The following is a 12,409-nucleotide window of genomic DNA, read 5'->3' as shown; positions in this document are numbered from 1 at the left end:
ACTTGGTTAGAGTTCTTTCATGGAGAAACAAGTTCCTCATTGCAAGCTTTCGGTCGTCAAAGCCTTGGCAAAGACCGGCAGAGTACGCACTACGCATGCAGCGCGTACTGGCGCAAATGAGTTGGGGTTGGTCTTCTCCGATATGCTGGACGTATTGATGGCACTAACGCCGACGGATTTTTACAAGAGCATGACCACCCATGCCGATCATACGGTATGGCAGGATGTGTACCGCCCAGGCACACAGGTGGGCGACGTGTACCTGAAGCTGACGGTCATTGATGACGTACTGATCGTGTCTTTTAAGGAGCTATGACCATGAAATGTCCTGTTTGCGGCGCGGCTGAACTGATCCATGACACCCGCGACCTGCCTTATACCTACAAAGGTGAAACCACCGTCATTGCAACGGTAACGGGCGGCTTCTGCCCGGCCTGCGCCGAGTCGGTTTTGGACGCAGCAGAATCGAACCGCGTCATGCGCGAGATGCGTGCCTTCTCCAAGCAGGTGAACGCGGCCATCGTCGATCCGGGCTTCATCGCGGATGTGCGCAAGAAACTCGATCTTGATCAGCGTGAAGCTGCTGAAATCTTCGGCGGCGGCATCAATGCCTTCTCGCGCTACGAAAATGGCAAAACCAAGCCGCCGCTGGCCCTGGTCAAACTATTCAAGCTGTTGGATCGCCATCCCGATCTGCTCAACGAGGTCAGAACTGCCTGACAGGCCGAAAACAGTTGGTTTGTGGTATCTCTGCAAAGCTCCTAGGTTGGTGGAGTCATTTGAATTCTAAGAGTTATCCACAAGTTAGCAGGTTTTGTTGGTTTTAATAAAGAATTAGGCGGCTAAAACAAATAAAAATCTTTTTACATCATTTGATTAATTTTTTATCTAGTGTGCGATGTACGGGATCCGGTGTGATCCGAGTCGCTGCTTCCGCAACTGCTTTCACGCGAGCGTTCGAGAATGGAAACCGCTTGAGGACCGAAAAGGCGCGGCCTATAAGCATCGCTTCCCGCCAGGCCGACTCATCGTAGAGTGTACTTACAAGGGCAGCTACTTGCGGAGAAGGCGCTGCACCTGGTTGAACGGTCCGGGTCGGAATTTTCTTTCCATCGGGTTGAGTTATTCCTGGAAGGCACGAGGCAATGTTGTTGAGTGCCCCGGCGTTCGGTATGCTTACCCCATCCAGCACATTAGCCAAAAAAATGATTGGCTAGGGCGCGGCGCGCACAGTGCCGACTGTTTTGCCCGTATTATCCAATATGATCAAGACATTAAGAGGCGATCCGATGCATGTTGGAGGCTCTGGTAGGACTCCAAGGCCTCATTTGCGGCGGCTTCATATGCCATTGGCACGGCTGTGACGGAATCCTGAAAAATCTCTTAGCTTTTGTGCCCGATCGTCCAGATTCTGCAAGCGGGTCTCCTTGAGGCGGAATTTTTCATGATGGTGGTGCCGGAAATTTAAACGAGCACCCCATAGTGGCTATAGCAAGTGCATCTTAAATCAGCTAGTCAGTATCACAAAGGCTTTCCGGGGAATACTAAGTACAGCAGTCCTTCGGATGGTTGCATCCAAGAAAAGGGTTGGCAACCGGCGGAGCCAAGCTCAGGAATAGTCCTTCCCAGACTATTTGTGAATGTCTGCTCCTTCTGTCATGCCTCCGTTGAGTCACCATGGTTGGCAGTTTGGCGTACCGAAGGTCGAGATGATCATTGGACCTGAGTGTTTCTGGGCCTGAACAGCTTCCAATTCAAGGGCCTAACTGGTAGTCTAAGCCAACTATTAACTAGTGCATGGAGACCGCAGGCACGCGATCAACTACTCATCATTGCAAGGCCAAGAAATCTGGTGTGGTGCCAGATGTCGCGTAAGTTGGTTTTTATTTACAACACATTAGAGCTGAATAAAAATGACATATATCCCGAACCCGCAACATCGCAACCCATCTTTTTCTAGTCAAAAGTCACAGTGGATTATTAGTATATCAGAAGAACATACTGCTTATAATCTATCATCACAATCGAGTTGGATAGCAAATGGCGCTTGCTATGGGCTTCACCTGATTAACAACAGGCCGCAAAAACTAGGGGTTCCGCCGAACCACGTTATTGGTGATTTATATATATGCAAATTTGTAGAGGATCAATCGATATGGCACGGGTACCCTATTGCGCACTGGATACACCCTTGGGATAAGCCTAGCCAACAGGTGCTACTTAATTGGATGAATGCAGGATACATAAATAGAGCTAAATTATCAAAAATACATAGGGGTAAAAAATGCGACCTGTAACCATGCACATTCTTGGGGATTTTTGGGACTCTCAGGTTTACGCTGGAGATATGATCCTTTTTGGATGTGATGGAAGGTTGACAAAAATTGATTGGGAATCAATGCTAGATGATTTAGCATCTAGAAATAAATCAATACAAACGGCTATAAGAATCGCTTTTATTGATAGCGATACATTATATAATTCGAAAGTTAGGACTATAATTAAAGACGATAAAATATTGTCAATTATTTCACAGCAGATTAGAGATATGGCAGAGGTTGGAATAGAAGTTAATGACAAGTTGTACGCTAAATATTCTAGAACATTTGATAGCTCTTTTGATTTTCTCACGACAGACACGGACATTTATTACAATAGAATAATAGCTTCCGGAAACGATGGGTTGTTTTCCGTTTCCAAAAGTTTCGCCGGAACAAGTGAGATGAAAAAAAATACAAAAAAGCACCATGATGGGATGGTTCTTCAAGTTAAATCATCAAGTAGAAATTCGGCCGTTGCCGCAGCATCCGGAAAGGATGGCCTTATAGAGATGCCACTATATGTGAATTCAGAAAAATTTTTTGGGGAACCTAGAATAATTGCTAAGATTCCTTGCAGCGGTTGCGAATGGTCTTTCGGTAGTATCTTAGCATGGGAAGATGACAATGCATTTGTAGCAAACTTCAAAGAAATCAAAGAAGAGAATAAGAAAAAAAAGACAAGAATTTTCAGGAGAATAATAGAAAAAGATGAAATTTTAAAATCCTCACAAGAATCAAAAATGTGGGGGTCACACGAGAAGATATTTATCTCAAGTGATAAAACGATAGAAGTGTTCAACTGTCAGATAACGGGTGAAGATGATGATGATGTGTTCAAAGGAATAGGTTCGAAGGCAACAGAATTTAACACTGAAGAGATAATCTCTACCGGAACGGCACCTTTTGGTACCATTGTTGAATTAAAAGACAAGCTGGTTGTTTTTAGGTCAGACGGAGAAGAATCTACTTTTTATGGGGAGGTCGTTCACTGGAGAATTTTTCCGCGTTTTGAAAAATACAACAATCAGCTTCATATCATATATGATGATCGTATGGTTATCGTATCGTTTCTACATGACTATTTTGTTGATCAAGAAAGTAAAATTGTTGGTTTTTCTTACGGAAAGATAAAAAATATAGTCACATAAGGGTTAAGTAATACGATTGTTTCGTGAATACAGGTTTTTGGACGGTTTTTTTGCGTGGAAGTCTGTCAAGCAAACCAACCATCATTCTGTGTTCAGTAAACCCATAGTGAAGCCCGCCAAGCCATACTATGAATGACGGCCCCCGCTGCTTATCCGCCATTGATTTCTGATGGTCGGCTGCAGACTGAAAGCGGCCATTCATTAGCTGTGATTTAGATGACATCATCCAATAGTCACAGTCGTTCATGTTTGGGGTAATTTGCGATGACAATGGATGTGTTTTACTCAACCTAATTTTGTTACGCTGTATCGGTGGTGCAATAGAATTTATGTCAGCTCTTCCAGGAAATTCCATATGGCCGTTTGTGTTATTGTCAAATGTTACTTTTTTAGTAACCGGATAAGCATTGTTTGTTCGTGACCATAATCTAATTATTGTACGTTAGGTGTCGCTGCTGGTGTGATCATTAAGGCGCACCCGCTCAACAATTAGGTGCGCAGCTTGAATGGATGAGTATTCCCTGACATCAACGTACCCATCTATTGAAAACAGCCCAGAAATCTCTGTGTCATCAAATCTCATGAACATCAAAGCGTGATCACTCTTATTCATGATGATGTTGCGTATCGCACGCCACTCGATTCCGCACCACTTCTTTCGTTCATAGTCTTCGGAGACGAAGATTACGACAAGATCTGAGTTGTTGAGATAGATCTTCTGAAGAAGCGTGTCGAGATTCGGACGTGCAAGTTGGGAAGTGAAGTCTTTGTCATAGAAGACTGATCCTGCACCAAGTCGTTTCTTGATCTCTTCAGCGACAGCTGCGACATAGTCGCGTTGTTCTCCCGGGAACGAAAGAGCAACCTTGAACTGTATCTCCTCCACCCGACCTAGCTGATTACCTTGATTGATAAACGTATTGTTTGCTATTCCTGTCGCCGCCAGAATTTCAAAGAGATTTTCATCCTTGATCGCCCAGTGCGTACGATTCATTTCCCATTTCTCAATGTCAAGTTGGACCTTTAGGGCCGCGATTTCGCAGAAATTGAACGGTGGAATGTCCTCCTCAAACTGGTATTCGACTAGCAGGCTCTTCCCACGTTCCTTAATCCGTCGGACGTAGCCGACTCGCACGATCTCTTTTTCTCCTTCGTATGCGAACAGCGCCGGGAAGGACTTGAGTTCCTCGATTCCTGATACCGTGAGCTTCTGGAACCGATCAACCAGCGTCTTGGCGGTGTATTCTCCGAAACGCTCGAGATCGAATTCGTATGCCAATACATCCCATGCCCCGACGTTTGAGGTGACCAGTAGATTGTACAAGCTGTGCTTCCTTTGCAATCAGGCTGAGTTAGAGACACACACGATGGAATTTTTTGTCTGCCCTGATGCTGCAGTATAATATGCCAACACTCTGCACGATAGCCTGACCAGATTTGACTGTAACACCTGACCTTATGTCTCAGGTGTGAAAAATTGCCCACCATTGCACGACCGCGCCATACAGTCCAAAATCCACCCCTGATATGAGGGGGACCCATGTTTGACAATCTGACCCAAAAACTCACCCAGACTTTTAAAAACCTGCGTGGCCAGGGGCGTTTGAGCGAAGACAATATTCGTGATGCCCTGCGTGAAGTGCGCTTGGCCTTGCTGGAAGCCGATGTGGCGCTGCCGGTGGTGAAAGACTTCATCAACAAGGTGCGCGAATCGGCGCTGGGGGAGGAAGTGGTGAAAAGCCTGTCTCCGGGGCAGGTGTTTATCAAGATTGTCAATGATGAACTGGTCAAGCTCATGGGTGAGCACAACGACCGGCTGGATTTGAGTGCCCGTCCTCCGGCGGTGATCCTTTTGGCCGGGTTGCAGGGTTCCGGTAAAACCACGACCAGTGCCAAGCTCGCTTTGTGGCTCAAGGAAAAAGAAAAAAAGCGGGTCATGATGGTGAGTACCGACGTCTATCGGCCTGCTGCCATGGAGCAGTTGGCGCATCTGGGCAAGGATATTGAAGTTGAAGTATTTCCGTCCCGTCCAGAACAGCAGCCGGTGCAGATTGCCAAAGATGCTTTAGAGGCAGCGCAGCGCGGGGTATTTGACGTGTTGATTGTCGATACCGCCGGACGCCTGCATGTGGATGACGCCATGATGGCGGAAGCTCAGGCTTTGACCGCTGCCGTCCAGCCGGTGGAGTTGCTGTTTGTGGTGGACGCCATGACAGGTCAGGATGCTGTCAACACGGCCAAGGCTTTTAATGATGCCTTGCCGCTGACCGGTGTCATTTTGACCAAGGCTGACGGTGACGCGCGTGGTGGGGCCGCCTTGTCGGTGCGGGCCATTACCGGCAAGCCCATCAAGTTTATGGGTATTGGCGAAAAAATCCGCAAGGGTCTGGAACCTTTTTATCCGGATCGACTGGCTTCGCGTATTTTGGGCATGGGCGATATTGTCAGCCTGGTTGAGCAGGTTCAACAGGATGTCGATGTTGAGCAAGCGCAGAAAATGACCGAGAAGCTGCGCAGCGGGAAAGGTTTTGATCTGGAAGATTTTCGTCAGCAACTCCGGCAGCTGGAAAAAATGGGTGGCATGTCGAGCATTATGGATAAATTGCCGGGTATGGGTGAGCTCCCCGCCGAGGCACAGGCGGCCATGCAGGATGGTAAACCCATGCGTCGTCTGGAGGCCATTATCAATTCCATGACACCCGGCGAACGTCGGCATCCGGAAATCATCAAGGCTTCGCGCCGTCGCCGCATCGCTGCAGGCGCTGGAACCACCGTAACGGAGGTCAACAAGCTGCTCAAGCAGTTTGAGATGATGCAGAAAATGTTCAAAAAAATGGGAAAAGGGGGACGTGGACTCAGCCGTTTATTGGGGATGAATCCCAAATCGATGTTAAAGGGCGGTTTACCCTTCCGTTAGAGCTTGTTTTTAGTTACGATACGCGCCTTTCTCCCGTCCAGTGGGAGAGGACATGGTTAAGGAGAACACATGGTAGTTATTCGTATGGCCCGGGGCGGCGCCAAAAAGCGGCCTTTTTATCACATCGTGGTGACGGATAGTCGTAACCGGCGCGATGGCCGTTTCATTGAGCGCCTGGGTTTTTACAATCCCATTGGCGCTACGGCCGAATTGCGCATCGACAAAGAGCGTGCCGCTTACTGGCTCAGCCAGGGCGCGCAGCCTTCCGATACAGTAGCCGGCTTTTTCAAGAAAGAAGGCGTGAGTAAGACGGGTGTCGCTGCCGCCTGAGTCTGAAGAATGGGTGGTGCTGGGAAAAATTTCCGGCATCTACGGTGTGCGTGGAATGGTAAAAGTGTTCTCTTTTACGGATCTGCGTGATGCCATTCTCGACTACTCACCCTGGTTTTTGGGTTCTGAACTACGGCCTTATGTGTTGGAAGAGGGGCGTATGCAGGGTGAGGGTGTTGTTGCCAAGCTGGCGGAAGTCAGTGACCGGGAACAGGCCCGTGCCCTCATTGGTCAGGAGATCAGAATTGCGCGGAAGTATTTACCGGATCTGGAGCCCGGTGAATATTACTGGCGTGACTTGATTGGCATGCGGGTGCTGAATCAGGAAGGCCTGCTTTTGGGAAAAGTGACGGCTTTTCTCGAAACCGGTGCGAATGACGTTATGGTACTGGACGATGAAAAAGGCGGGGAATTGCTGATTCCCTGGTCAGATACAAGTGCAGCTGGGGTGGACCAGAGTGCCGGACTGATTACCGTGGACTGGCAAGCGGACTGGTGATGCGTTTTGATGTCATCACTATTTTTCCAGAGCTGATTCACGGTTATCTGCGCGAGGGGGTACTGGGGCGGGCCCAGGCGCGTGGGCTGATCCAGATACATGCCTGGAACCCTCGCGATTTTAGCGATAATGCGTATCGCCGCGTGGATGACCGACCTTTTGGTGGTGGTCCAGGAATGTTGATGATGGCGCCCCCGTTGTTGGCAGCCATTGCTGCGGCACGCGAAGCAAACCCCGGGGCGCCGGTGATTTACCTGTCCCCCCAGGGGCAGCGTCTGCAGCAGGGAGCCGTGCAGGGCTTTGCCGGTGCAGACGGATTGATTTTGCTGGCAGGCCGCTATGAAGGCATTGACGAGCGGGTGCTGGCGGCGGTGGATGCAGAATGGTCCATTGGCGATTATGTACTGGCAGGTGGGGAGTTGCCTGCCTTGGTATTGATTGAAGCAGTGGCCCGGCAATTACCGGGTTTGTTGGGACATGCGGACTCGGCCGCCGAAGATAGCTTTGCGGATAACGGCTTGCTGGACTGTCCACATTTTACGCGCCCGGAAGTGGTGGGGGACGTAAGGGTTCCGGAAGTTTTGCTTTCGGGAGATCATGCCCGGATTCGTAGTTGGCGCCTGCAACAGTCATTGGGGCGTACGGCTGAGCGGCGTCCGGATTTGTTGGCGCAGCGCGTTTTGAATGCGCGTGAGCAGAAGTTATTGGATGATTATCGCCGTCAGGACGGCGAAGTGCAGTAATACTAGGCGAAGGAGCAGGGCTGTGAACATCATTGATGAAATCAACAAAGAACAGGTTCAGTCGGAACTTCCGGCTTTTGGCGCAGGCGATACGGTTGCCGTGCATGTCAAGGTGAAGGAAGGCGACCGCGAACGTATCCAGATTTTTGAAGGAATCTGCATTGCCCGTCGCAATCGTGGCTTGCATTCTGCCTTCACGGTGCGGAAAATCTCTAATGGTGAGGGTGTGGAACGTGTTTTCCCCTCTTATTCACCGCTGGTCACCAAGGTGGAAGTCAAGCGTCGCGGTGATGTGCGTCGTGCCAAGCTTTACTACCTGCGTAACCTGTCTGGTAAGGCTGCCCGCATCAAAGAAAAACTGGGCTGATGATTTCTGCTGCGCTCCCTGGCGAAGGCCGGGTTCGCTTTGGATAATCTGATTATGACGCCGGCGTCCAGGGAAATCCTGGAGCGCTGGCGTTCTGCGTCTGTTGATGGGCGGGCCGCCCTGTGGGCCGACCCTGCTCAGCAGTTGTTGCTCCATTCGGCCTGGCAGGAGGATATCCTGCCGTACTGGTGGAGTGCAGCGGACAATACGGAGGCCTTGCAGGTGGTGGTGGATAGTCAGTCCATCTGGGCCGCTGCTGGGCAGCTTCCTGTCGAGATCTTGGCCGCTGCGGTAGGTATCCAGGAAGAAAAACGCGCGTTATTGACTGCCGTCCCTTTGCCGGATTTGCTAAAGCTGGAAGCCAGTGCACCCATGCCGCTGGATATGGAAGTCGATCTGCTGTCCAAGGCGGTGGAAGAAGCCGATCTGGAGCATCTGGTGCCTTTGCTGCAGAGCATGGCCGATGACGAAAATGCCCGGCGTGTGGTGCTGAATCGGCTGGCCCAGCGGCTGGCGGATGACAGCCATGCGCAAGGCCTTCGTAGTATTCTGTTTGGGGAATGGCATGACGCGGCAGCCGGGCTGCCTGCCCGGTCTTTTGCTTTGGGGGCTTTGGCTTTGCTGCATAGCCATTGGCAGCAGGCTCCCGGTGTTGCGGTGGTCGTGCCGGAAGGGCGGGCGAGCCGCGATCCTGAAGTGGATAAGCCCTTGCTGCATGCCCTGCGGGAGCGTGATCTGCCCGCCTTCATGGGGCGGATCCGGGCTTTGGGCGACCAGCCTCTGGATGCCATTCGGCAGTTGTTTCTGACGGTAACCCTGATGATTATTGAGGGGGGTCATCGTCATGATCCCCAGGCGCTGATGCGTTTATACGTCTGGCTGGGAACCCTGCTGACCTTGCCCCATCGCAGTTTGCGCCAGGCTCGTAAGGTGTTGTTCAGTGCTGCCGCCTGCACTTTTGGCTTTGCCGGTTGGCAGCGCCGTGAGGATTGGCCGGATTTCAGTACTCTCGCTGCTTATCGGGATAGGGCGTTGTCCGAACCGGTCCCTGCGCATTTTACCTGGCAGGGAGCACTTTATGCCGCTGCTTCCGGAACGTCTGCTGATTGGTGGCTACAATTGGCCGAACGGGCGGTAGCCCAAGGGAATCCCACGGGTTTCTGGCCGATCTGGCGAACCGCGCAGCGCGCCGGACAGGTCACAGGAGGACCATTGGCATGGATTCACCCTTTGGTCGTATTGCGTTTTTATTTCGATTAAGTAAACCGCCTCATGACGATGGCATCGCCCCCGTCTGAGGATCGTCAGCGTATTGATGTCTTTCTGGATGCGCTCTGGCTCGAAAAAAATCTGGGTGAAAATACCCTGGCTGCCTATCGGCAGGATCTGCTCCAGCTTTGCTCAGCACTGGCAGAGCAGGACGCGGATTTATTGAGTGCAGATGCCGGGATGCTGGCGCGCATTCTTGGACAAAAGCTGCAATCCGGCGCAGCAATGCGTTCGGTAGCCAGGATGCTGTCCAGCATCCGCCGTTTTTATGGTTATGCGCTGCGTGAGAGTTGGGTAACCCACAACCCCAGCCAGAATTTGCAAAGTCCTCGTCTTGCCCGCTATTTGCCCCATGTGTTGAGTGAAACACAAATTGAAGCCCTCCTGGCCGCGCCCGATCAGACCCGGCCGCTGGGGTTGCGCGACGCGGCGATGCTGGAGTTGATGTATGCCTGCGGCTTGCGGGTTTCCGAGCTGGTCAATCTGGAAATGCGGCAACTGGATCTAAGTGCGGATCTGGTGATGGTTTTTGGCAAAGGCCGCAAGGAACGGCTGGTGCCCATGGGGGAAATGGCGGCTGAGCGAATAGCGGCTTATTTGCAAAATGCCCGCCCCCGGATTCTGGGTGGGCGTATTTCTGCAGCCGTATTTGTGACAGCTCGCGGGGCGGCGATGACGCGGCAGCGTTTCTGGCAGAATATAGAAGCTTATGCAAAGGTCGCCGGTATTGAACAGTCGGTTTCACCCCATAGTTTGCGCCATGCTTTTGCCACCCATCTGCTCAATCATGGTGCTGATTTGCGCAGCGTTCAGTTGATGCTGGGGCATGCGAATCTGGGTACTACCGAAATTTACACCCATGTCGCCCAGGCACGTCTCAAAGCCTTGCACGAAAAGCATCATCCCCGCGCATAGGATTATTTTTCGCTAATTTGGACTTGCAGCCTGGCGCGTTTCGACTATCTGTAAAGTCAGGTTTATGACCATCGAGCGTGGCAGAATATGATGCAACTTCCATCCATCCGTCCCCAGCGTGACCCCAACACCGGCATAGTCACCATTGATAATGAGCCAGTGATTTTTCACTGTAATCATTACAATCGCTTTTTGCAGTTGGTGGTCGAAGATTGTCACTACATTCAGCGTGATCCTATTCTCAAGCAATCGGCGGCTGAGGTCAGCTTCCGGCAATTGCAGCAACATTTTAAATCCTGTCCGGACTGGTCAGTGGAAGATCGGCTGGCGTATGCAGAAGCTGTTTACCGATTTTGTGGATTCGGTGATTTGCCTCTGGCCTCTTTTCACTTGCCTGAAAATCCCGAAAATGCTTTTCAGATTATCGAAAAAAATTCTCATTATGGTTTTGCCCTGCGTCTGAATTATGGGAAAAGACGCTGGGCAGGAGAACATTTTGACCTGGGATTTGCTATTGGTGCCTTATCTGCAGTTTATGAGGCGCCATTTGCCGGTCATTTGGGAAATCGTCTTGGTGATCAGTCTCTCAGCCGTGGGGACGAACAAACAGAACTATGGATGAGTCAAATCCATATTGCCAATCCGGACGGAAATATTGTGGGTACGCAGGCCATTGCGGAGGTACGATTACCTTCAGAAGCGGCGGATATCCCTGAACGCACGGTTGGTCTGCATGTGGATGAAGCGGGTATTATCGCGGCAGTCAGCGGTATGCCGCTTCAGGGCGATGAACATGGACTGATACGGGAATTTGGCGTTTGTCTGACACGTCATTATGCGGACTACTACAATTTGGTGTCTTTTCGCTTTGAAGCGGCGCTGGTTAATGCCCTGGCGACGCATCCTCTTCTCGATGAAATGCTCTGGTATGAATATCCCGCCCTGTTTTATTACAAGGAAAAATTTGCGGGATTACAGGGTAAGGATCTCGCTGATACCCTGCTTATTGAAGCCGGTCATATCTGTGGTTTCAATACGATGGGTGGCATTATGCGCTCGGATCCCTGGTATCAACTGGTGGTCCCGCAATTACGCTGTCGTGAGGATTGGCTGGCGGGTATTGTCGCCTGTATTAATGCTCTCGGCTGGGGTGTCTGGCGAATTCATGAACTGGTGCCCAACGAACGTCTGGTGCTGAGGGCCTGGTATCCCTATGAATCTCTGGGTTATCTGCGGAGTTTTGGCAGGGCAGATCATCCCGTGGATTATTTGCTGACGGGTATCGGCGCTTCCTTGATGAACCTGCTGTACAGTGCCGATATTACCGCCAAACCCGATCTGAGCCTGGAATTTTATTATCAGGTGAATCGTTCAAAGGCTGGTTTCTGGGGACGACAAAGCGCCTGCGTGGCAATGGGGGATCCCTATTCAGAAGTGATTGTCGAGCGCAACGTTCTGTAGCGCTCGAACAGATTATTTTTTCGACAGGGTAATGACCACATAGATGCTCGCTTTACCCTGACGGACCAACATGGGAATGGGTTGGTCTTTTGGTAACCCGGCGACAATGTGCGCCAGCTCGCTGACATTTTGGACATCCTGCTGATTGATCTGCTGAATGATCATTCCGGGCATCAGGCCCGCTTCAGCGGCAGGGCCTTCACTGACACCTACCACCACCACACCATGGTGGACATCCAATTGTTTTTCAATATCTGGAGTCAGATTTTGAACATGAATATCCATCCGACTGATTTTCACAGTCTTTGCAGGCGCTGCCGGTTGGGTACTGCTGGACTGCTCGTCCATGTTTTTCGGCAGGGCGGTGACCAGGACATTTTTAGTTTCCGCGACACCATGATGGAGGATACCTACGCTGGCATGGGTGCCGGGAACCGTG

Annotated in this window: 13 protein-coding genes; 11 read left to right on the top strand and 2 right to left on the bottom strand. The window is 50.8% G+C overall.

Going from position 1 to position 12,409, the window contains the following annotated elements; all coding sequences use genetic code 11:
• Nucleotides 1–19 precede the first annotated feature (19 nt).
• From BLW97_RS12810 to BLW97_RS12800, 3 genes are all read left to right on the top strand, one after another.
• The gene (locus tag BLW97_RS12810) at nucleotides 20–316 is read left to right on the top strand and encodes a type II toxin-antitoxin system MqsR family toxin (protein WP_010639321.1); all 297 of its coding nucleotides are present in this window, start codon (nucleotides 20–22) and stop codon (nucleotides 314–316) included.
• A gap of 2 nt (nucleotides 317–318) precedes the next feature.
• Nucleotides 319–720, top strand: coding sequence for a type II toxin-antitoxin system MqsA family antitoxin (locus BLW97_RS12805; RefSeq protein ID WP_075323348.1), 402 nt, complete (start codon nucleotides 319–321; stop codon nucleotides 718–720).
• A 1,564-nt stretch (nucleotides 721–2,284) separates the two neighbouring features.
• On the top strand, nucleotides 2,285–3,469 hold the full coding sequence (locus BLW97_RS12800) for a hypothetical protein (RefSeq protein ID WP_075323347.1): 1,185 nt from the start codon (nucleotides 2,285–2,287) through the stop codon (nucleotides 3,467–3,469).
• 442 nt (nucleotides 3,470–3,911) lie between these two features.
• On the opposite strand, the gene BLW97_RS19485 is transcribed toward BLW97_RS12800, so the two are convergent.
• Nucleotides 3,912–4,793: a TIR domain-containing protein gene (locus BLW97_RS19485; RefSeq protein WP_075323346.1), complete on the bottom strand. Its 882-nt coding sequence runs from the start codon at nucleotides 4,791–4,793 to the stop codon at nucleotides 3,912–3,914.
• A gap of 216 nt (nucleotides 4,794–5,009) precedes the next feature.
• Between BLW97_RS19485 and ffh the strand changes: the two genes are divergently transcribed.
• From ffh to BLW97_RS12755, 8 genes are all read left to right on the top strand, one after another.
• Nucleotides 5,010–6,386 carry a signal recognition particle protein gene (gene ffh, locus BLW97_RS12790; protein WP_024895344.1) on the top strand — a complete coding sequence of 459 codons (1,377 nt, stop codon included), beginning with the start codon at nucleotides 5,010–5,012 and terminating at the stop codon, nucleotides 6,384–6,386.
• A gap of 69 nt (nucleotides 6,387–6,455) precedes the next feature.
• The gene (rpsP, locus tag BLW97_RS12785) at nucleotides 6,456–6,716 is read left to right on the top strand and encodes a 30S ribosomal protein S16 (RefSeq protein WP_010637598.1); all 261 of its coding nucleotides are present in this window, start codon (nucleotides 6,456–6,458) and stop codon (nucleotides 6,714–6,716) included.
• Complete coding sequence (gene rimM, locus BLW97_RS12780) at nucleotides 6,700–7,215, top strand: ribosome maturation factor RimM (protein WP_193640216.1); 516 nt, start codon at nucleotides 6,700–6,702, stop codon at nucleotides 7,213–7,215. Before rpsP ends, rimM begins: the two co-directional genes overlap by 17 nt.
• Nucleotides 7,215–7,958: a tRNA (guanosine(37)-N1)-methyltransferase TrmD gene (gene trmD, locus BLW97_RS12775; RefSeq protein ID WP_075323345.1), complete on the top strand. Its 744-nt coding sequence runs from the start codon at nucleotides 7,215–7,217 to the stop codon at nucleotides 7,956–7,958. Before rimM ends, trmD begins: the two co-directional genes overlap by 1 nt.
• Before the next feature lie 22 nt (nucleotides 7,959–7,980).
• Nucleotides 7,981–8,325 carry a 50S ribosomal protein L19 gene (gene rplS, locus BLW97_RS12770; protein ID WP_010637603.1) on the top strand — a complete coding sequence of 115 codons (345 nt, stop codon included), beginning with the start codon at nucleotides 7,981–7,983 and terminating at the stop codon, nucleotides 8,323–8,325.
• 54 nt (nucleotides 8,326–8,379) lie between these two features.
• Entirely contained in the window at nucleotides 8,380–9,585 is a 1,206-nt protein-coding gene (locus tag BLW97_RS12765; RefSeq protein WP_075323344.1) for a hypothetical protein, read from the top strand.
• 12 nt (nucleotides 9,586–9,597) lie between these two features.
• Entirely contained in the window at nucleotides 9,598–10,509 is a 912-nt protein-coding gene (xerD, locus tag BLW97_RS12760) for a site-specific tyrosine recombinase XerD (RefSeq protein ID WP_075323343.1), read from the top strand.
• An 87-nt stretch (nucleotides 10,510–10,596) separates the two neighbouring features.
• The gene (locus BLW97_RS12755; protein WP_010637607.1) at nucleotides 10,597–11,970 is read left to right on the top strand and encodes a hypothetical protein; all 1,374 of its coding nucleotides are present in this window, start codon (nucleotides 10,597–10,599) and stop codon (nucleotides 11,968–11,970) included.
• Between the two features lie 12 nt (nucleotides 11,971–11,982).
• Here the strand turns inward: BLW97_RS12755 and BLW97_RS12750 are convergent.
• Nucleotides 11,983–12,409: PDZ domain-containing protein (locus BLW97_RS12750; RefSeq protein WP_169829323.1), on the bottom strand; the 427-nt coding region annotated here is incomplete at its 5' end.

Origin of the sequence: Acidithiobacillus albertensis (assembly GCF_001931655.1) — a bacterium.
GTDB classification, from domain to species: Bacteria; Pseudomonadota; Gammaproteobacteria; order Acidithiobacillales; family Acidithiobacillaceae; genus Acidithiobacillus; species Acidithiobacillus thiooxidans.
The sequence above is the reverse complement of the archived record's forward strand: the minus strand, read 5'-3'. Positions and strand labels throughout refer to the sequence as shown.